The sequence below is a fragment of the Spartinivicinus poritis genome, assembly GCF_028858535.1.
Classification (GTDB): Bacteria; Pseudomonadota; Gammaproteobacteria; order Pseudomonadales; family Zooshikellaceae; genus Spartinivicinus; species Spartinivicinus poritis.
On the sequence record NZ_JAPMOU010000070.1, the window covers coordinates 1 to 20,435 of the forward strand.

The window sequence follows — 20,435 nt, forward strand, 5'->3', positions numbered from 1 at the left end:
CTAGGGTCATCTGGTGATACAGATGGTTCTCTCGTAAGTCGGAGAACAACGACTTTATGCGACTTCATGTCGCACTTGCACACGCTCACTGAGGTTACACAGTCCAACGCTTTTAATGGTCAGACCTCAGTAACAGGTTTTAAGCACATCGTGTCGCCTCGGTAGAGCATGCGGAAACTAGAAAAATAATTAACCTACACAGTCTAAGTGTGCTCTTCACATACAATATCTATTTATAATAAGCTATCAGAAAATAAGTTCACTGACCTTTATTATCAAACACATGGAGTAAGTAAGTGACACCTAGACAAATCATGATGCATAAGGTGTATGGCTATTTCACGACGAGTTGTCTTTCAGTTGTGTGTAAACTAGAGCTAGCCGATCACATTGGTAATAGTATTTGCTCAATTGAAGAGCTTGCAGATTTAACACGTTGTAACGAAAATTCATTGTACCGGATGATGCATTTTCTATCATCACAGGATATTTTCGTAGAAGAAGATAACAGGAAATTTAGAAATAATAGTCTTTCAGAGGTATTAAAAAAAACAAGCGAGTCATCAATTAATAGTTATTGTCAAGGCCATGGGTCTCAGCTTTACTGGGAAAGCTGGAGAAACCTTGAACATAGTATTCGAACCGGAGAACCTGCTACAAAATCTGCTTTTGGTGTTGATGCATTTGAATATATGAAAAGTGATCCTGAAACTGCTTCAACTTTTAACAAAACCATGGATGACTTAGCAACAGCAGATGCAAATGTTATACAAAAGTATTATGATTTTTCTAAATTTAATACAGTCGCTGATATTGGAGGAGGAAGTGGAAAGTTACTCAGCTTCATTATTAACGACAACCCTAAAATTAAGGGAATATTATTTGACCAACCACATGTAGTTCAGAATACTTTTTCTCCGAATATAACCAACCAATTTGAGGTAGTAGCTGGGGACTTTCTATCCGACATCCCTGTAATTTCTGATTTGTATATCCTACGACATATCCTTCATGATTGGGACGATGAGCGTTGCCACCAAATTCTGAGTTTACTAAGAGAACGAATGCCAAAGCATGCAAAACTTTTAGTTATAGAGCTTCTTGTAAATAAAGACTCAACTTTATCTACAGCAAAATATCAAGATTTAAATATGCTTGTAATGATGAATGGTGGTCGCGAAAGGTCAATACAACAGTTTGAAAATATGGGTATTAAGGCAGGGTTTAAATTATGCCAAGTCATACCTCTTCCCACAGAAATGAATATAATTGAATTTCAACCAATATAGTATCTACTCAGGTAAATGACGGTGTAACGTCTGGCTGGGAAATGAAAGTGACAATGTACTGCAATTATTATCGGAATTTATGACAGTGGCTGAGCAGGCTTTTTTAGATTTATCGACCCATGGTCATACGCCTGCAGGGCCTACCAATAAGCCTAGCCTGATACAACAGGCTGGCTCAGTGAATCAGCAGAATACTGACTTGAAAACGATGCTTTGACTATGTTAGTTAGATCAACCTATTTATTACCCATTATTTCATGAGTTAGCAGGTCAAAAACGTTGTAGGATTTTGGAAGGGCATATGGTGCAGGACCATGTTCATATGCTGATTGCGATACCGCCAAAATATGCTGTATCAGAAATAGTAGGGTATTTAAAAGGTAAAAGTGCCATAGCAATTGCAAGGCAATTTAGTGGAAGAAAAAGAAACTTCAATGGGGAGTTGTTATGGGCAAGAGGTTATGCGATTTCAACGGTTGAATTCGAAGAAGAGCAGATTAGAAAGTATATTCGAAACCAAGAGCAACTGGATGGAAAAGGCATGGATGAAGAGGGTGATTTTTAACACAGAAGCTAATTTTAAATACTGAACTTTAACATTGGCAGCCCTTGGGGCTGCTCATAGCTGTCAAGCCTCCCGCTCTGCGACTCAATTATGCCATAAATTTAGGTGTAAAATCCTTTAGCGTACGTTTTCGTTCGGTTGGACTTCAAACCCCTAATAATAATGTAGAAAGCCTACTGAGTATTTCATCTTCAAGATCTAGGGTAGCTACTGCTGTTCTATCCCATAATATGATAATAGTTTTTTTACTTCATTTTTTACCCGGTTTTCAGAGTTTTCTAATATTTTAGTCGAGTTGATGGGAGCATCAGGCGTGCTATAGTAGTATTCTTTAAAAACAAATTTATTATTCTTAAGTGAAATACAGTAATTATCTTCTAGTTTTATCACTATCGAAGGCTGAATTTTAATAAGCGTTTCATCCTCTAAACGAGGCTTACCAGCAGTAATTTCCATAGCTGGTGCAATATTACTGGCACAAAAACCTTGGTTTTTATTATTACCTACCACATTGTATAGCTGTTCATAGGAGTAAGGGTCAATTCCGTTCTTTTCAAATATAACTCCTTCCCGAGTAAATGAATTGGACAGCCTGTAAACAGGCATATATTTGCTGCCTACTAATTGATTACCTGTAATTTCTATATTATAAGCAGGGCAGTCATATTGAGTTACCCGGTTGGTTTCTATACTGAACGTATGAGTTTGAATTCTGAGAGGCTTTTTATCTAGGGTAAACTCAAAGTTATCATCACAATGGTCTAGCTTTTTAACCTCTAAACTCGAATGGAAAATGGCTGGATATTGTATCTTATAGGTATTATCAGTTTGGCTGCTTTTTGATGTAAGCTGCTTGATGGTAATTTCTACGGGAGTAGGTTTACTGTTTTCAAGCTCAAGACTGACTGCTGTTCGCTCACCAATATAGTTATTATAGGTATAAATTTCAACTTGATTGGCTACAGTTTGACTTGTTAAAAACACAGTTAACATAGCACTCAATTTATTATAATACATATGTTTTCTCTAGGTAGTTAAATTAAGTCAAAACAGGCTTTTATCATAGTTTGATTAAACACCGCAATAAGTATAAAAACTTATTTACTCTAAACGTCCCTTCCTGAGCTGCAAGATACCACTCATGAAGCATTTACCACTGGATAATTATTGTCCCAAACTAGTATTAAAGGTTTTATAGAGTTTATGTTAAATAATAATTTTATATATAAAGCTCAGGCAGTTAAATTGTATCACCTTGATAATTGTGTGTAGGTTAATTTTTTCTAGTTTCCGTATTCCTCTTCGGGTGTGTCTCGATACCTGAGCAAAATGTAACGAAAAGACTCTGATTTGATCTTGGTAATTGGTTAATTTTTTAAAAAGCTAATCTTTCTATCAAAGGTATCTAAAATTCTTCTTGTTTGAATTAAGTCAATATGATCACTGTTATTACCATATTGGCCAGTAAGATGCATCTTTAAACTTATAAGGTCAGCTTTTGCAAAGTATAATCCAGCAAGGTCATCATGTGTAGCTTCATGCTCTACTGTCCTCATAAGTTTAAAAAATATTTTTCTATGCTCTTCATCATTTTTATAATTAAGTAAGCTGTTTATCCTAGATACTGCAAGGCTGGAATCAAAATATACTTTATTGTCATATGGTACTGATAAAGCAACTTTTATACTAATGAAACCATCAACAAGACCATTGAATATTTCTAGTTCTGTTATTCTATCAGTTCCTGCTATTTCTTTTAGAATGGCTTTATTTTTATATAAAAAATTAAATATCTCAATTCTACAGCTTACATGCTTATTTACACTGCTGACCCCAGTTAGATATCTTTCATAATTGTACTCAGTAATTCTTGCTCTTGTATCTATACAGCTGTATTCATATGCGAGAGTTTTTGCTGATAAAAAATATGCAACTATTAGAAATATTAACTTGAATGATTTCATTTATCTAAAGTACCTTTATTGTTTAAATAATAAAATTTAGGTATAAAATATTAAATCATCATCGGCTAGGCTGTTCGACAACCTTGCAAGAAAGTACATCTTCTATGATATGGCTATTGTGAATCCGCAAAAAGTCCTCCAAGCTATGTTGCTTCTTTACAAGGAGTTACCCTAAATAGCACATAATATACTAGTCAATATTATAGTTGTCATAGTAATGTAAATTTTATGCTTGCTGCTAGTTATTTGGAAAGCTTAATTTGCCTGTTATCCCTTTCTGTATCAGGACCTAAGGTAAAGTGGATTGTTTGCTATCATCAGCAAAATTAGACTGGAGATAGTGACTGACCTACCCGAGCAAGGCAGCCTCTGTGATGATTTTAGGCCCTATTATGCGGTGGATATCGAAGTATTAAACGCACAAGGCAAGCCTGATAAAAAACTACCGATATTACCCAGCGTCATGGTACCCGGCAAGGAAAAGGGCTTATACGGCTTACCAGAGTTAGGCACTTGGGAACGCACCACAGACAGTAGTATCAAGGATGAATGCTTAAATTATCAGTTGGAAACTGTTCACCAGGAAACCCAGGCCCAAACCAGTCAAACCACAGTCGTCGAACATAGCACCGAAATCATTGGCGGCACCAAAGCTATCGGGGCGATGAGCTATAAAACTACACTCAGGTGGCACAGCAGAATTAGCAGCAATAGATAATTTAAAGGTAGCTATCGGCAACGATAGCCATACTGTTGTAGGTAACGATATGCAGGAGCACATTAACGGCATTAAACACAGCCTAGCCAAACTGAAACAAATTACCCAGGTGAAAGACGGCGGTAAAGTCTGGCTGGGAAATGAAAGTGACAATGTGCTGCAATTATTATCGGAATTTATGACAGTGGTTGAGCAGGCTTTTTTAGATTTATCGATCCATGGGCATACGCCTGCAGGGTCTACCAATAAGCCTAGTCTGATACAGCAGGCGGGTAGTGTTAATCAACAGAATATTGACTTAAAGGTTATGTTGTAGTTGTTTGTGTGAGAATTTTAAATGCTTGTTTGAATAAAAACTCATAACTCCCTGCATATGCCATTGATATATTTTAAATAAGGTGTATGTTGGGTTCTTTCTGTAGTGTAGCAAAAGTTTTTTATAGAGCTTTGTTACTTATAATAAATCGTTTAACTCCTTAAAAAAAAAATAATTTATTGTTATGAATAAACGAGATATTGAAGCTCAACATTTTGAACAATTTTTAGCGTTAGCAACGGATGTAGAGCTGGTTGTTGGTAAGGATAGTTTTACGCACACAGACAAACCTGACTTTCTTATCACTACTCCTGACGGGGTTATAGGTGTTGAACATAGACAGTTGTTCAAACCAGATAAAATTATGGCTAGTTTCGATAACTATGCAGCTTATGTTGTTGCTGAGGCACAAAAGCATAGTGAGAATTTAGGCATGATTCCTGTAATGGTGAGGATAGGTTTTACCGGAAAAGCAATTAACAAAATGAATCGTGATTCAATTGCTTCCTCAATTGCAGAGCTGGTTAAAGATCAATTGCCTGAGAAGGGTGACTTTGTAATTATTACTCATGGACTTAATTACAAGTTTGAATTTCCACAAATAGTAGATGAAATTCTTATCAGTCGTCAGCATGTAAAAAAACACAATTGGGCAGTGGGAAACGCAGTGGGGCCAGTGAAAGATTCGCCAGACTTCATGCAGGAAGCGATTAATAAAAAGAAACCAAAGCTTGATAGCTACTTAAATAAATGTAAGCAATGTTGGCTCTTACTTGTTGCTGATTTTATGAAGCAGGCTCAAGCAGTAAAACTTACTTCTAACAATCATGTATTTACTTCGCCGTTTGAGAGGACTTACTTTCTGAACTGCACACAGAACACACTATCCCGATTGAATACAAAACCACCAAAGTAAAACCATATCCTCTAAACTGTCATAATTCTCCTCAAAATTGGTCCCAAAACCGGAAACGGCCAGCCTAATACCCCTCTAAATACCTAACTTCAACCGTAATCACCCCTAAGCCCCTGACAGGGAGTTAGTACGCTTTTTACTCCTATCTATCCAACTAGTGGTGTTTCGAACTCGTCCCTAATTGGCTGTTGTTGCGAGAAAAAAATCTGACCTGGAATCCAGAGGAGCGGAAAAAAGCACTCATCCTCCCCCCTGCGGGTTTTGCGTCATAAGTATTTTGTGCAATTGAAAGGGACGCAGTGACATGGCTCTAGGCCCCACTGTATATGGTGGCTAGGTGTTAACTGCTAATTTCACAAAATGCAAAAAAGTGAAAGGAAGTGCAATGGAGTGAAAAGTTGTGCAATGCCTATCAATGGAGGTCATTTGATAAGCTTGATCTGTTTAAAACTTAGTCATCTTGGATTGAGAATAGCCATTCAGTAGCTATTGGCTGACTTTGTTTTGTAATAAAAAGGTGGTTTGGTTAAAATGTGCTCGGTCACGTTACATCATTGTGAAGCGCTTTTGAGGTTATGTGTAACGAGCAAGGAGAAATATGAAGGCAGTAACTACTGATATTAAGAGGCTAGACTTAATCCGTTTCAATCTAGCTGTTATTCCTAGATTGAAGTCAACCTATATGACAGTATTGGTTCTCACTCTTTTTGTGTTTGCCTATTTTTGCTGGAAATATGGTTTCTTAAATTCTCTAAGTGTTTGGAAGGTTACGGTACCTAGCGCTGTTGGTGGTGGCTTGTTTGGCACACTCTGTGGTGTGATTATTTCTACTGTATCTATTTTACTTATGTCATCTTCCAAAAAAGGAGTTCTAGGTAAGCATGAATACTCACTATCCTCTAAAGGGCTTTATGAAAAAACAGTTGTAAATGAAAGTCTTAGTAAGTGGGATGGTATAACTAAAGTTCAAATAGTTGGGCCTTATTTGCTATTCCAAATAACGGGCTATCTATTTCATATAGTGCCAAAACATAGCTTTGATTCTGTTGATGAGTTTAATGAGTTCGCTTCATTGGCAGCAGAGTATTGGCGAAACGCACAGAGTAAACCTGTTATTTAATCACCTATAAAAAGTCTACCTATTATATTTAGTATTAGTTTTACAACACTAATTGGAGTATCAATGAATCATTATCAATCAAAATTACTATTACTAATCATATCTTTTTGGATATCGTCGATTAGTTATTCCGATGTTACCGGTGAGTCTCTCGATAAAATTTTGATTTTATCAGGCTTAACAAAACAGGTAGAACAATTTCCTGGGTTAGTCAAAGCAGGAATGGCACAGGCCAGACAACAAGACCAGGGTACATCCATCCCTGATTCTGAATATAAGTTAATACTTTCGAGTGTAGATAAAACAATTGCATCTACAGAAATAGTTGAGAAAATACGAATTGCATTAATGCAATCCCTTAATGAAACTGATGCTCAGCAGTTACTAAGCTGGTATGAGTCTGATCTAGGGAAAGAAATTACAAAGGCTGAAGAAAGTGCATCCACACCTGAGGAATTTCAGAAAATGATGGCTGCTTCAGGTTCTCTGATGGAAAATACTGATCGAGTTGAGTTTGCTAAACGGCTTGATAAGTTGCTGGGTGCAACAGACATGACCTTAGATTTCCAATTATACAGTAATCTAGCTGTATACTCAGCAATCATGACAGCGATGCAGCCAGATACAGCATTAGATATTGAACCATTTAAAGCTCAAATGGCTGCATTAAAGGAGCAAATGCGTACTACAGCAGAAAAAATGGTAATTATCTCTTATGTATATTCTTACAGAGATATAGGAGTGGAAAAACTAAAAAAATATGAGGCATTTCTAAATGCTCCAGTTACGATGAAATTTAATAAAATTATTAAAGACAGCATGAAGCAAGGATTAGAGTTATCTATTACAAACTGGGCAGCTTCAATGGCTCAAATAGTTAAATTAAAAGAAAAAAACGGGAGTCAAAATAAAGTACAGCAGTAATTTGTACAATGCCCAACGAAGCTGGAAGTAAAATCGCAAAACTAATTAGAAATCAAAGTAATAAAAGCTCTTACGGAAATCTATATATTTTAGGTTTCCGTAAAGTTTGACATTATATATCAAAGGAGATTTGATGACTCAACTTAAAGATAGAGTGATTGTTGCCAGTGATGTAAATCCTCGGGATGGTATTGGAGTCGAAGTCTATAGGGACAACGAGTTATTCGTTGAGATATTTCGAGATGACACCGACAGAACTAGAACTGTTAAAGTGTTTAAAGAAACAATTTCCCTAGAATTAATGGAAGAGTGTATTAAGATTTTTAAAAATGAAATTCCATGGGGTTTCATTGAATATGTTGACTAAATATGCCAATCGCAAGTTGTTTCTAGGTTTAATAATACATAAGTGAAATTAATTTGGATGTTTTGAGTATTCGCTCTCACCTGATAAATAAGGATAAGTTTGACACAAAGAGTAAGGTTGTGAACTTGTGCTATATCGTATTATCTAGATATTACAGTATTCCTAATAGATTAGCCCAGCTGCAAGCTAATACTTTGGTGTTACTGCTTAAGACATTATGTATCAATGAAGTTAAGAAGTTATGAATAATATTTTGATTTTGTTCTTTTGTTGTGCTCTATCCACTATTGTCTCAGGGAAGGAAAATTGCTCGCTTGAAGCAGTTGGACTGACTAGCAAGGCTGACATAGCTCAAAAACTGTTCTACACAGGTACCTGCCATTACCGAAACAAAGATTACGAAGGTGCAGCTGCATCATGGGAAAAGCTGTCTGTGTTAGAAGAAGTTAACCCAGATTACAATAACCTTCAGGTTGATGCATTGAACAATCTAGGCTACCTAAAATTTTTTGGATATGGTGTAAATACTGATAAAAAATTAGCTATAAAGTTTTGGGAAAAAGCAATTACTTTAGGACAATATGAATCGGAATATCACCTTTGTCATGCATATGCAGACTCTGATGAACCTACTTTTGACGTAGCAAAGGCAAAGAAACATTGTGAAAAAGCATACTTTATTTATAACGGTATTGAAAATAAATCAGAAGGCCAAAAAGAAATCTTTGAGTTAGTAAAAAAATACCGTGCAAGTATTCAATGAAAATCTATAACAAATTGCTTCAATAGAAAGCCAAGCCTCAGCTTGCTTCTGGTTTGTTTTCCTCTGAATTCGGAGTCATGTTTCTATGAAAATTATCGCAATACTGCTAACTCTATTATCCAGTAATAGTTTCGCGTGCGAGTTAACTGAAGAATATCAGCAGGTTAGGTCCAAAGTATATCAAGAAGCTAATGAAAGCTATCAGGCCTGTGTTGCTTCTGTAAGGGCATATTTTTATTATAAGGCTGTGGCTAAGTGTACTGAGGAAGTTAGGGGTAAAAATATTGCAGGCGGCTGTTATCATTTTGTTGGTTACGAGCAGACCAGCACCGCCAAGGACTCTGTACACTGTGAAGCGCTAAAACTCACAAAAGAGCAAATACAAGGGTACTTTGATAGTGTAGTGAAAAAGCAAAACATAACTATGTGCTAAAGTCCCTAACTGGGATGTTAATTTTTGCGGTAAAGAAGTAAAGTTAACTGAATTACCCAAGTAGCTAACTGGCGGTTAACAAAACAGTCCACCGTACTCAAACCGGCTGTTTTTTTGTTGTACACTCCGCTATGCACCACTTTATCACAACAAAAAAGCATTTGGGTTGGTCACTTAAGCATTATGCGTCAACGAGAGCTTATGAGTCACTTCGAAATTAGGCAAGATGAAGATGGAGTAGGTAACGTCCTTATCCTCAAAGAAGAGTGGGGGGATGAGATTTCGTCTTACATGCAAGCAAATGATATATTTGCCTTGAGGCTTACAAATTTTTTTGGGTTCAATGGCCACGATATATCCTTCCTCAGTAAGTTGGGCTTACTACGAAGCCTTGAGATTTATTTAAAAATCGCCCATGAAAACAGATAGCTGGATTCGCTAATGCTTGCCTTTTATTACGATTTTTTATGTAGAGATAGGAGTAGTTTATGAAAAAGTTATTTTTACTTATATTAGCCTTGAGCCTATTCGGCTGTAACCCAATTGAATCATTTGAGGAAATGACGGCAAAACAGGATGAATTTAATGAGCTGAGTTTGAAAGAACTTGGTGTTGAAGCATTTGTAGGATGGAATATTCATAATGGAAGATTAAATACTGTTACTATAATATATCCTCAATGGTCTTTAAAACAACTCACTGTGGGTGAGCTGGAGAGAAAAACACTAAAAATAGTTGACGAAGTTTTCAAAGAAAAACCGAATACGGTTACTTACGGCTTCCGATCAGTACATAAGTCATAATGAAGCGTGAACACATAATAAATGATGATAGATTTCGCAAAACTATAACCACATTATGACGAGATTGTGCAGTGGATTTAATTCCACTGGACTCAATTTAACCACCGACTTAAATATTATATTTTCAGAGCACCGAATATAGGGGATGTTTGAGTAAGTATTTCAAAGATTTCTCACCTATCATTTTTCTGGGAAGATAGCAACTATGCAAGAAAATAGTATGTAGAAGATGCATTAAGTGATGAAGCGTCGGTGAAAAATAACCCTAATATGAAGGTCAGTAGTTTGCAAAAAACAGTTGGCTTTTTGCTAATTCTTCGCTAAGTTTATCCAACTATTTCTGGCTGCTAATTGCGGCGTTAAATTCTCAAACAGGATACAGTAAGATAGGAATGATTTTTTTAATTTTGGTTGTAGTAGTGCTAGCCTGCTTTATTAGCATTTTTTATTTCATGAAAAATAGAAAAGAAAACTCTATAAGACAGTGCTCATATGGCAATATAAAAGCTTACAATATTCTAAAAAACACTAATGACTATAGCCTTCTCAAGAAGCAGCTAGCAGAGGCAAAATCATTCGAAGAAAGATACTTTTTTTCTGTAAGTATCTCTCGCTTATACCCCATAGAGATACTGGAACGATGGGTAAGCAAAGAGCCTAAATCCGCTGATGCTTTTCTGTGTTATGGCGCAAGATTAGTTCAGTGGTCTTGGGCTGCTAGGGGATATGGAATGGGTAATCAAGTTGGTAAAGAGAGGTGGAAAGTTTTCTTTGAGAGGCTGGAGAAAGCGCATAGCGTGTTAATGAAAAGCGCAAATTTAATGCCTTCAGATCCTACCCCTTGGGCTTACCTTATTATTGTGTCCACCTGGAATTCAGATGACCATGAAACTAGATCTTATTACTTTGATCAGGCAATAGAAAGAGATCCATATAACTGGGCTGCTCATATGTATAGGGTTATAGCTTTGTCAGAAAAATGGGGTGGTGATAACGAGGAAATGATTTCCTTTGCTGAGAGAGCATCGATAAATGCTCCGCCAGGTATCGAATTACCAGCAATATTAATTAAGGCATATCTCGAATATTGGAAGTATCTTGATGTTTTCCAAGATAAACCGGATGAAGCGAATACGTTTATTCAATCAGAGGAAATACAGTCAAAGGCACTTTCTGCATATATGCGCTCGTTAGGTTCGGAAAACCATAAAGAAACAGCGGTGAGTATATTTGCACATTACAACACAAGTGCCTGGTTTTGGGTTGTCAGAAATCAAAAGATACTGAAGCATGATCTTGATTATTTAGGTGAAAAAATTGAAGATATACATTGGCGTTGGGCTGGCCCTGAAGGCGAGTTAAATGAAGCCCGCTCGTTTTCCAACAAAAGTTAACAAGTTGAAGCTTAGGTTATTAACCCGACGTCTGATGAGGTAGGCTGTTCAAGTATTCACAGTCAAAAAAATGATGAAAAAACTTTCAGAAGATGAGTTTGATGCTACGTTCAATCCGACGATGACTGACATCACAGCAACGGTGGCAGAAGTAATGGATTATTTGGCCATACACCGATAAGGTATTATCTTCCGAGTATGCAGAAGTTAGATACGTATATATGGGATTTTGAGTATGTATATAAAGCAACATGAATCTTATCAACACGGGCATGGAAAATATCAATTTGGCGATTGTTGTAGATGCGCTAAATAAAACTATATATGGGCATTCTCCTCTTAACCTGAATTAGAAGTTTAACCTTAGTCATTAACTTCCTAGCAAGGTTAGATAAGTAATGATTCTAGTTCAACGGTAACTACTAACGACGTAAGGAATGCACATGGAAATTCCAAATCATCCAACTGCTTACTCTATCGTTACAATAATATCTACTATGTTGCTTACAAGTATAATTCAATGGATATTCTTGATTGTCTTAAAACGGAGGCATAGAGATCAGTGGTATCATGCTGGAACTCCTACAATTTGGAGTGATCAAAGTCTTTTAAGTGCTTGGCTAACAATAAAATACCTTCAAAATAAACTATATCTTTCATCAGGTAGCGCTGGTGGCATTCATTTTTGCAAGTTGTTCAGATTACCCATGGTTTTGGGATATTGGCTGACAATCGCTATTTTTAGTGTTGGTATAATAGTATGTATTATGAACGGATGGCCACCATCATAGAGCTAAGTATTTCAAAAAAATAATTTGTTTTGTAGCAGCAAAATTTACTAGGATTAAGTTTCGGTTTCTCATGTTTGCTCAAAGCATTGAGAACGATGCGAAACATCACGGACATAGGTTATGTTGGTGGTTTGACTAGAGGGCCAACAAAATCTTATAAAAATGGTAAAGTCGTCGACTCTGATTATGAGTATCCTTATGGCAGAAGATCATCAAGCTCAAAAAAAGAAAATTCAAATTATATTTGTCGTTATATTTTTATCGTTAATTCAAAGCTGTTCGAGAGAGAGACCCGAAAGCGCTAAGGTTACATTGGCTTCTTCCGATGTAATTGCTCTAGGGGGTGCTGTTGAAAAATATCGAAACAAAAAAGACAGCTACCCTGAAGCAAATAGTTTTATGGATCTTCTTAAAAAAGAAGGGTACATAAAGCGTTTAGTTAAAGACCCTTGGGGTAATGATTATGTGTTAGATATTCAAGGTGATAGCTTTGATTTATATTCACTTGGGAAAGATGGAAAAAAAGGGGGGGAAAGATATGCAAGAGATGTTTACTATTCAATATTAATGATGAAGTTTGTTAAGTTTGTATCTGAAGATATGAAACAAATAGTTATAGCTATTGAAAAGTATAAAAAAGAAATAGGGAGTTACCCAAAGACGGATACCTTTATGCTTACCTTATTAGAGAAAGGATACATTAAGGATATCTTAAAAGACCCGTGGGGTAATGCATACATGCTAGAGATGTATAACGATCGGTTTGAGTTATACTCACTTGGTCGCGATGCAAAAAGAGGGGGGAGTGGTTCCTCAAAAGATATTCACTATACAAACTGGACAACAAGTAAGCTGTAATAATTAAGCCTGTTTGTAGAGTTATCCATTTTACAAAGTAATGAATTATAGCTGGCACGGTTAAACAACGGAACACTGACCTTAAAGTGATGCTCTAAAAACTGTCATAACTCCCCTCAAAACTTGTCCCAAAACCAGAAATGACCAGCTTCTAACCCCCTAAATACCTCACTTAAACCCACAATCATGGCTAAGCCCCTGACAGGGCGTTAGTCTGCTTTTTACTCCTATCTATCCAACTGCATTAGTGGTGTCTCGAACTCGTCCCTAATCCGCTGTCATTGCGAGAAAAAATTCTGACCCGGAATCCAGAGGAGCGGAAAAAAGCACTCATCCTCCCCCCTACGAGCTTTGTGTCATAAAAGTTTTGTGCAATCTAACTTTTAGGAAGAAGCGAGCACTAGGCCATGTTGTATATAGTGTCTAACGTTTAACTGCAAATTTCACAAAGTGCAAAGTAGTGAAATAAAAAGCAAGTAAATGAAGAGATGGGTAGAGCTAATTGAAGAAAAAGCCCTGCAATATTGATGGTTTGGATAATTAGTGATAATGATAACACTCAACTAGAAAAATAAATATCAGTGATAGTAGCTGGTTGTATAATTTGTTTTATTTAGTTCAGTACTTTGGACGGTTTTGTACCTCTTTCATCACAACCTTAGAGGCTGTATTTCATAAGGGTTGTAATTTATTGCTAGTTACCAGGTAGCCTAAGTTACAGTAAAGTATGAAAGAACAGTTACACTCTGCAAGGTTTCAGTTCACCAACAGTCTAATACTGTCCGAAGTATCGGTTTAGTAAAGATATTTTTCTTAGTTACGCAACTAGTTCGCTTTGAATTTAAAGATTTTTAATGACTGGGCTATGCATCACAAAACTTGTTGGTTATAATCTGAGCGTTTTTTCTATGGTGAACTGCTTTTCAAGCAACGTCTCCAGATGCTCAATATATTTGTATCCTTTAGGAAAAAGTCATATGAAGTTATTTGCTAAATTAGGAATAGTATTAGGTGCAGTTTCTTTATCATTTTCTGCTAATACATTTGCAGCTGTGATGGTAAAGGGTAAAATTACCCAAGTATCTAATATGACTAGTCAACCAGGTACATTTGGTATATTTGTTGAAGGTTCAGGAAATTACCCTTGTAATAATAATAACGTTGCATTTAATGAAAAGAACTTTCCAGACAAAGGCAGCTTTGAAAGAACATACTCAATGGCATTAGCAGCATTTGCAGCTGGTTATACAGTAGAAATTCATAACGATCCACAGTCAGCTAGCTGCCCCTATTTGAACTACATGGTCATTACAAAATAAATCGATTATTGATAGTCGTTACTGAAGTCTTGTCGGTAATAGCCGTATCTAAAAAACCGAAGCTGTCAGGCTAAAGTTGCCATTCCAATGACTCAATGATAAAAGCCTTATTTATTTCAGGTATTTAACTCATTAATACCTAGACAATGTAGAAAAACACATTAGGAGTAGTTGTGTTGCCTATCAATCGCTGGTTTCTGGCATTACTGAGCACTGTTGCTTTCAGTAATGGTGCTGCTATTGCAGAAGACTTTTCAAGTCCTAATCTATCTGATTATGATAAGCCTAGTAACGGTGCTTTTCGTCAGGAAATTTCAGATAATGCCAATGAATATATAGACCCTTTTTCAGGTACGCTGCGTCGAGTATATACAGAATTAGTAATGCCTGGACAAGGTGGTTTGGATTTAGTGGTTCAACGCTATTATAACAACAAGCAAAGCTACTCCGGTACTGAAGTATCTAATAGTGTTTATCAGTTTGGTAATCTTGGGCGGACTATTCTTGGATTAGGGTGGGACTTACATTTTGGCCGGATTTGGCTTCCAAAAGAAATTACTCCAACACTTTGGTCAAGCTCCAACAATGCTAGTTGTCAGTCAAAGTTTGTGCATTCAGATAATAACCCAGTTCTTGAGCTTGCTGATGGATCACGTCAGACTTTAGTGAACAGTGATACCAGTGACTTTGCGTTTATTTCAAAGCAGCGTTGGATCGCTAAGTGTTTACCAAAAAGCTTAGATAAGAATAATGTTGGTGGGCTATTAGTTTATTCTCCTGATGGAAAAGAGTATACCTTTAATCAATGGGGTATACTACCTTACGGCAAGGGGGCTTATTATGTAACCAAAATTGCTGATCCCAGCGGTAATGAAATTGAGTTTAATTATAGTGTTGAGAAAAGTACGCACCCCGTTATTCGATTGCTTTCAGTAAAAACAAATGATGGACGTAAACTGACTTTTAACTATGATAGTAGTAAAAATTTAATTGATAATATTCTTACAAATGATGGCAGAAGAATTAGTTTTTCTTATCAGAAAGTAAATTACATTCACCCATTTACACCAATCAATAAATATCGTACAGCTTATTTCTTGTCATCAGTTAAACGTCCTGATGGAAGCAAATGGAGCTATCAGTACACTGAGGCAGCTGGCCCAGAACGTTATTCTTTAAAAAAGGTGACTAGTCCTATTGGGATGCAAACAAGTTACAATTATGCACGAGTTAATATGAGCTCACTCTCAGAGATAGGAACTCATGTAGTCACTAGAAAAGAAGTCAGAATACCTGGTATTTCTGGTAGCAAAGAATGGACTTATAGTTACACTACTCAAAAAGACCAGCAAGATATGACCCATGTTATTGGGCCTTATCACTGTGAAAAGTACTATCATATTGGCCAAAAAACTATTACTACAGGTACTAATGGTGTTAACCGTGGTTTGTGGCAAATTGGTAACTTAGTTAGGAAGCAGGTTTTTGGCAAAAATGGTAGTAGCTGTAAATCATCGCTGATTCAAGAAGAGTTTTATGCTTGGAATAAGCAGCATATTTCCAGTCAAAATGAAGTCAGGATTATAAAAACGCAGCCAGGTACTATTGTTGATGAAGATACTTATACTCCTCTTTTGACTCAATCTGTAATTAAGCGTGATGGCCGCAGTTATACAACAACATATAGCAATCACGACCAATTTGGTAATCCAGCCACTATTCGTGAAAGTGGCGAGGATGCTCGGGTTATTAAACGCACCTATTTTAAACCCTCCAATCACTGGATGATTCACTTAATGGCATCCGAACAAATCGAGGGTGGTGCATCATCGAGTTACAGCTACACGAATAAAGGCTTAGTTTCTCAAGTTAATAAAAATGGTGTGATCACCAAATACACCTATTCAAATGGTGACTTAGCAACCCAAACGGATGCGAATGGTAAAGTTACCCAATACCAAAATTATTATCGCGGTATTCCCCAAAAAACGATTTACCCTGATGGGAGCAGTATTTCTCGAACAACAAATCCGACGGGGACAGTCGCAACAGAAACCAATGCGAATGGCAATACTACAGTATTTAGTTACGATAAATTAAATCGGTTAACACAAGTTTTTCCTCCTAAAAAGCCCAGTAGCTTGGTTAAAATCAGTTACACCTACACTGGGAGTGGCTTGTTAAAAACAGTGACGAGAGGCGGCTTTACTCAACAAACAACTTACAACGCGTTGGGCTTACCTTACCGACAAGTGGTTTCCGGTAGTGGCAGCCAAATAACCCAAACAGCCACTTATGATGTGTTAGGTCGCCAAACATCGATTAGCTATCCAACGGGTAGTAATACGCCTAATAAGTTTACTCGCCTTTATTATGATGCCTTAGGGCGCTTAACCGCGAAAGTTTACCCTGATGGCACAAGAGAAAGCATTAGCTTCCAGAAGAATACCAAGCAAGTCACTGATGCGAACGGCTATAAAACAAGTTATGTGTATCGCTCATATGGTCATCCTGATAATAAACAGTTAATGGAAGTACAAGCACCAGAAAATGTGGTTACCACCATTAGCCGAAATAAGCTGGGGATGGTTGCCTCGGTTACTCAGGGAGGCTTAACCCGCCGTTATCAATATGACAGCAAATTGTTTCTAGCTTCGGAAAATAACCCTGAAACGGGCACGACTGCTTATACCTACGATGCTGTAGGTAATATCGTCAGAAAACAAGTTGGGAGCAGTAGTCCATACCGCTATCGCTATGATAATCAGTATCGCTTAACAGGGCTATATTACCCATCAAACTCGGGTACTGAACCGGATGTGGCTTACCAATATGATGCATTAGGTAATGTCACGGAAGTCGCTAATGATCAAGTGAAATGGACCTATCAATATGATGCAAACAATAACCTAATAGCAGAAGATGCCACGATCCATAGTAAGACCGGTAAACAATTATTCCGCACAGGTTATGTGTACGATACCCAAGATGTTTTAGCACAGATGGTTTATCCCAGTGGTGAAATAATTGACTATGCACCGGATGCGTTAGGTCGAGCAACCAAAGCGGGCCGCTATGCAAGTGGTCTTAATTATCATGCCAATGGTCAATTAAGCAGCTTACGCTATGGTAATGGACAAACCCTATCTATTTCACAAGAAGCTAACCGGCAGCGAATTAATAATATTCGTGTTTATAGTGGCCACAACATTGTAAACCTGGCTTATGAATACGATGGGGTAGGGAATATCACTAAAATTCTGGATGGCATTAATGGATTAAATAACCGTAGTTTTGGTTATGACAGGCTCCATCGATTAGGTAATGCCCATGGTAAATGGGGAGTTGCCCGATTTACTTATAACAACCGCAATGACATTCTCAGTAAGCAATTAGGCAATAAAAGCTATAGCTACCAATACGATGGGCAAGGGCGCTTAGCCAGTGTTTCCGGTAGCAAAGCCTATCAATTTAGCTATAACCCTTTTGGAAGCGTGGCAGCCAATGGCCACTTAACCTTCCAATACGACGGGAGCGGGGTGAATACCACCAGTGCCTGTTACACGGTAAATAACAACTGCCAAAACGACCCTGACTTTTTCTTCCGCTACGATGGCCACAATCGTCGGGTAGCGACCATTAATAAAAACGGTAATGCCTACTACAGTCTGTACAACCAAGCAGGCCAGCTGTTTTATGAAGAAGATGCGGTGACAGGCAATATCACGGAGTATGTCTATGTGACAGGTCAACAAGTGGCTAAGCGACAAACCTGTAGCGATACAGATACCGATGGCGATTTATTACCTGACTGTGTTGAAAAACACTGGGGCTACAAACCCAATGATCCTGCGGATGGTCAAGCAGATAACGATGGTGATGGGCTATCCAATGGTGAGGAATATCGCCATAAAACTAACCCTGAATCCAAAGATACGGATAATGACGGTATTGATGACTTCTTTGAAATTAACCGAGGCTTAAACCCCTTAGTAAACGATGCTAGTAATGACCCCGATCAAGATGGTTTAACCAACCTGCAAGAGTATCAAGCAGACACCGATCCTACTGACAGTGATACGGATAATGATGGCATCCCTGATGGCAAAGATTCTGATCCGAAATTTAATTTGAATCTATTCATGATCATTTTGCAGAACACATAATCGGGGAATAAGACATGAAAAACCTGATAAAAAACACGGCAAATAAAACCTGGCAAGTAGCCCTCGCGGCTTGCTTATTAATGCTGACACAAATCGTCAGTGCAGCTAATACAGTAGAAATCACCACCTACTACCACAATGACCATACCGGTACCCCGGTTGCTGCCACGGATGAAAATGGCAATGTGTTATGGCGAGAAGACTATAGCCCCTATGGTGAGCAATTAACCCAAGACCCGAAAGCGGCGACTAACCGCCGTGGTTTTACAGGCCATGTGCAAGACCGTGATCTGGGCTTAGTGTACATGCAAGCGCGCTATTACGACCCGGTGTTGGGTCGGTTTATGGCGATTGATCCGGTTGGGGTTGAGCCGGAGGCGTCTTTTGCTTTTAACCGGTATGCCTATGGGAATAATAACCCTTATAAGTTCATTGATCCGGATGGGAATAGCCCTCTATCTTACTTAACAAAGATGGGGGCCAAAAAAGTATCTAAAGGTACACTAAATAACTATGTTGAAACTCAGATAAAAGGAAAAATTAAAAAAATAGGTAATGATAGATTTAGAAAGCGCTTTGCAAAGGAGGCAAATGAGCTAGAGGGAATGCTGGAGGATTCATGGCAAGAAACTGCAATTGGGTTTATTCCTTTGGTGGGTGATGTGTACGATGCGGCGCGAGTTCCAAAACAAATAAGTGATGCCTTTAAAAAAGCTGAAAAGCTTGAAAAAAGAGTTAAAAAGATACTAGACATTCAAGGTAAAAAAGCTTCTGAGTTAATAAGAGGGAAGTTTAAGAATGTTGAAGGTTATCCAACAGATTTAGAAGGTAAGACCTATAATGAATTATTAAAAATGAACTCTAAAGGTGCTGATCTTTTGAAAAAATTAATTAGAGAAGAACATCGGCTAGGTGAGAAGGTATAAATGGCTCATAATACTCTTGAAAAACTGATTAAGAAAGCAACTGACTTCTCAAATGAATTAAAAGAATTATCTAGTGCTAGAGAGAATAAGGACTATCCTAAAGCATATTCTGTTTGTTTAAATCTTTTAGAGTCTAACTATCAAAGCCCAATTATTTGGGCTGTATTGGGAGTATTAATTCAAGTTATGGATGACTCAGAAGAAGCAGAAGTTCCATCTTTAGAGTATGCTGGTAAGTGCTTTGAAGTTGCATGTAAATTGTCATCTGAGAGAATTAATCCTTTTATTGAACTAGGTTATTTCAATTATGTAGCTAATGGAGACTCTAAAAAAGCATTACAGCAATTTGAAGTAAGTAGGAGGGCAGCGATAGATTTAGCCTTAGAGGCTATAGAGGGAGAGCTAAAGTGCTATGTTGACACTTCAAATTATGAAATACCCCAAGATATTATAGATTTTACAAATTTATTTGAAAGCTTAGACTGTAAACTCTTAATTGATGAGCTTAACGATCTTAAGGGTGATCAATAACGAGGTTATCCTTTAAATCTATTTTTCAAATTAGTTGATGCCCAATATAACCACTTGATTATTGGACATTTTTTATGTTTATAAGTTATATATGGCGGTTATTGTCTTAAAGTATGGGTACAGATAGGGAGTAATTATAGTGCTTATCTTTGCTCAGGTATTCACCAAACCTTCACACTCTAACACCTTGACACCTAACACCAGCCCTTTCAAGGTGATTTTTTAGCCGCTTTTAAAAGCCTTGCTGTTGAAATATGGGGCTGGATTTTTAT

At 37.3% G+C, this 20,435-nt stretch carries 20 protein-coding genes and 1 pseudogene; 19 read left to right on the plus strand and 2 right to left on the minus strand.

Features of this window, described 5'->3' with window-relative positions; genetic code table 11:
- The first annotated feature begins 296 nt into the window (after positions 1–296).
- From ORQ98_RS26630 to tnpA, 3 genes and pseudogenes are all read left to right on the plus strand, one after another.
- On the plus strand, positions 297–1,289 hold the full coding sequence (locus tag ORQ98_RS26630; protein WP_274691863.1) for a methyltransferase: 993 nt from the start codon (positions 297–299) through the stop codon (positions 1,287–1,289).
- A 79-nt stretch (positions 1,290–1,368) separates the two neighbouring features.
- Positions 1,369–1,506 carry a hypothetical protein gene (locus ORQ98_RS26635; protein WP_274691864.1) on the plus strand — a complete coding sequence of 46 codons (138 nt, stop codon included), beginning with the start codon at positions 1,369–1,371 and terminating at the stop codon, positions 1,504–1,506.
- 33 nt (positions 1,507–1,539) lie between these two features.
- A pseudogene (gene tnpA / locus ORQ98_RS26640) lies at positions 1,540–1,854 on the plus strand (IS200/IS605 family transposase); the annotation flags it as partial.
- A 207-nt stretch (positions 1,855–2,061) separates the two neighbouring features.
- On the opposite strand, the gene ORQ98_RS26645 reads toward tnpA, so the two are convergent.
- Positions 2,062–2,871 (minus strand): hypothetical protein, encoded by an 810-nt coding sequence (locus ORQ98_RS26645; RefSeq protein ID WP_274691865.1) that lies wholly within the window; start codon positions 2,869–2,871, stop codon positions 2,062–2,064.
- Between the two features lie 350 nt (positions 2,872–3,221).
- Positions 3,222–3,818, minus strand: a complete 597-nt coding sequence (locus ORQ98_RS26650) for a hypothetical protein (RefSeq protein ID WP_274691866.1) — start codon at positions 3,816–3,818, stop codon at positions 3,222–3,224.
- Positions 3,819–4,122: 304 nt separating this feature from the next.
- Here ORQ98_RS26650 and ORQ98_RS26655 point away from each other — a divergent pair, with 304 nt between their 5' ends.
- The 16 genes from ORQ98_RS26655 (at position 4,123) to ORQ98_RS26730 (ending at position 20,163) form a co-directional block, all read left to right on the plus strand.
- Positions 4,123–4,536: a hypothetical protein gene (locus tag ORQ98_RS26655; RefSeq protein ID WP_274691867.1), complete on the plus strand. Its 414-nt coding sequence runs from the start codon at positions 4,123–4,125 to the stop codon at positions 4,534–4,536.
- A gap of 49 nt (positions 4,537–4,585) precedes the next feature.
- Positions 4,586–4,852 (plus strand): hypothetical protein, encoded by a 267-nt coding sequence (locus ORQ98_RS26660; protein WP_274691868.1) that lies wholly within the window; start codon positions 4,586–4,588, stop codon positions 4,850–4,852.
- A 184-nt stretch (positions 4,853–5,036) separates the two neighbouring features.
- Complete coding sequence (locus ORQ98_RS26665) at positions 5,037–5,768, plus strand: hypothetical protein (RefSeq protein ID WP_274691869.1); 732 nt, start codon at positions 5,037–5,039, stop codon at positions 5,766–5,768.
- A 598-nt stretch (positions 5,769–6,366) separates the two neighbouring features.
- A complete protein-coding gene (locus ORQ98_RS26670; RefSeq protein WP_274691870.1) occupies positions 6,367–6,888 on the plus strand; it encodes a YcxB family protein in 522 nt (173 codons plus the stop codon).
- A gap of 63 nt (positions 6,889–6,951) precedes the next feature.
- The gene (locus ORQ98_RS26675) at positions 6,952–7,812 is read left to right on the plus strand and encodes a DUF2059 domain-containing protein (RefSeq protein WP_274691871.1); all 861 of its coding nucleotides are present in this window, start codon (positions 6,952–6,954) and stop codon (positions 7,810–7,812) included.
- A 133-nt stretch (positions 7,813–7,945) separates the two neighbouring features.
- Complete coding sequence (locus ORQ98_RS26680) at positions 7,946–8,179, plus strand: hypothetical protein (protein WP_274691872.1); 234 nt, start codon at positions 7,946–7,948, stop codon at positions 8,177–8,179.
- Between the two features lie 241 nt (positions 8,180–8,420).
- Positions 8,421–8,942 (plus strand): SEL1-like repeat protein, encoded by a 522-nt coding sequence (locus ORQ98_RS26685; protein WP_274691873.1) that lies wholly within the window; start codon positions 8,421–8,423, stop codon positions 8,940–8,942.
- Between the two features lie 85 nt (positions 8,943–9,027).
- Positions 9,028–9,375, plus strand: coding sequence for a hypothetical protein (locus ORQ98_RS26690; protein WP_274691874.1), 348 nt, complete (start codon positions 9,028–9,030; stop codon positions 9,373–9,375).
- A gap of 488 nt (positions 9,376–9,863) precedes the next feature.
- A complete protein-coding gene (locus ORQ98_RS26695; protein ID WP_274691875.1) occupies positions 9,864–10,178 on the plus strand; it encodes a hypothetical protein in 315 nt (104 codons plus the stop codon).
- Positions 10,179–10,570: 392 nt separating this feature from the next.
- Positions 10,571–11,572, plus strand: a complete 1,002-nt coding sequence (locus tag ORQ98_RS26700; protein ID WP_274691876.1) for a tetratricopeptide repeat protein — start codon at positions 10,571–10,573, stop codon at positions 11,570–11,572.
- Positions 11,573–12,015: 443 nt separating this feature from the next.
- Complete coding sequence (locus ORQ98_RS26705) at positions 12,016–12,363, plus strand: hypothetical protein (protein WP_274691877.1); 348 nt, start codon at positions 12,016–12,018, stop codon at positions 12,361–12,363.
- Between the two features lie 198 nt (positions 12,364–12,561).
- Positions 12,562–13,221 (plus strand): type II secretion system protein GspG, encoded by a 660-nt coding sequence (locus tag ORQ98_RS26710; protein ID WP_274691878.1) that lies wholly within the window; start codon positions 12,562–12,564, stop codon positions 13,219–13,221.
- Between the two features lie 977 nt (positions 13,222–14,198).
- Positions 14,199–14,540 (plus strand): DUF5992 family protein, encoded by a 342-nt coding sequence (locus ORQ98_RS26715; RefSeq protein WP_274691879.1) that lies wholly within the window; start codon positions 14,199–14,201, stop codon positions 14,538–14,540.
- A 173-nt stretch (positions 14,541–14,713) separates the two neighbouring features.
- A complete protein-coding gene (locus ORQ98_RS26720) occupies positions 14,714–18,706 on the plus strand; it encodes a hypothetical protein (protein WP_274691880.1) in 3,993 nt (1,330 codons plus the stop codon).
- Between the two features lie 14 nt (positions 18,707–18,720).
- A complete protein-coding gene (locus tag ORQ98_RS26725) occupies positions 18,721–19,632 on the plus strand; it encodes an RHS repeat domain-containing protein (protein ID WP_274691881.1) in 912 nt (303 codons plus the stop codon).
- On the plus strand, positions 19,633–20,163 hold the full coding sequence (locus ORQ98_RS26730) for a tetratricopeptide repeat protein (protein WP_274691882.1): 531 nt from the start codon (positions 19,633–19,635) through the stop codon (positions 20,161–20,163).
- The last annotated feature ends 272 nt before the right edge of the window (positions 20,164–20,435 follow it).

Bases quoted from the DNA above. Each gene is read 5' to 3' on its own strand.
- ORQ98_RS26710 (WP_274691878.1), top strand. From the start codon at position 12,562: ATGGCAGAAGATCATCAAGCTCAAAAAAAGAAAATTCAAATTATATTT.
- ORQ98_RS26705 (WP_274691877.1), top strand. From the start codon at position 12,016: ATGGAAATTCCAAATCATCCAACTGCTTACTCTATCGTTACAATAATA.
- ORQ98_RS26680 (WP_274691872.1), top strand. From the start codon at position 7,946: ATGACTCAACTTAAAGATAGAGTGATTGTTGCCAGTGATGTAAATCCT.
- ORQ98_RS26730 (WP_274691882.1), top strand. From the start codon at position 19,633: ATGGCTCATAATACTCTTGAAAAACTGATTAAGAAAGCAACTGACTTC.
- ORQ98_RS26695 (WP_274691875.1), top strand. From the start codon at position 9,864: ATGAAAAAGTTATTTTTACTTATATTAGCCTTGAGCCTATTCGGCTGT.
- ORQ98_RS26650 (WP_274691866.1), bottom strand. From the start codon at position 3,818: ATGAAATCATTCAAGTTAATATTTCTAATAGTTGCATATTTTTTATCA.
- ORQ98_RS26700 (WP_274691876.1), top strand. From the start codon at position 10,571: ATGATTTTTTTAATTTTGGTTGTAGTAGTGCTAGCCTGCTTTATTAGC.
- ORQ98_RS26660 (WP_274691868.1), top strand. From the start codon at position 4,586: ATGCAGGAGCACATTAACGGCATTAAACACAGCCTAGCCAAACTGAAA.
- ORQ98_RS26725 (WP_274691881.1), top strand. From the start codon at position 18,721: ATGAAAAACCTGATAAAAAACACGGCAAATAAAACCTGGCAAGTAGCC.
- ORQ98_RS26685 (WP_274691873.1), top strand. From the start codon at position 8,421: ATGAATAATATTTTGATTTTGTTCTTTTGTTGTGCTCTATCCACTATT.
- ORQ98_RS26715 (WP_274691879.1), top strand. From the start codon at position 14,199: ATGAAGTTATTTGCTAAATTAGGAATAGTATTAGGTGCAGTTTCTTTA.
- ORQ98_RS26645 (WP_274691865.1), bottom strand. From the start codon at position 2,871: ATGTATTATAATAAATTGAGTGCTATGTTAACTGTGTTTTTAACAAGT.
- ORQ98_RS26690 (WP_274691874.1), top strand. From the start codon at position 9,028: ATGAAAATTATCGCAATACTGCTAACTCTATTATCCAGTAATAGTTTC.
- ORQ98_RS26665 (WP_274691869.1), top strand. From the start codon at position 5,037: ATGAATAAACGAGATATTGAAGCTCAACATTTTGAACAATTTTTAGCG.
- ORQ98_RS26675 (WP_274691871.1), top strand. From the start codon at position 6,952: ATGAATCATTATCAATCAAAATTACTATTACTAATCATATCTTTTTGG.
- ORQ98_RS26670 (WP_274691870.1), top strand. From the start codon at position 6,367: ATGAAGGCAGTAACTACTGATATTAAGAGGCTAGACTTAATCCGTTTC.
- ORQ98_RS26635 (WP_274691864.1), top strand. From the start codon at position 1,369: ATGACAGTGGCTGAGCAGGCTTTTTTAGATTTATCGACCCATGGTCAT.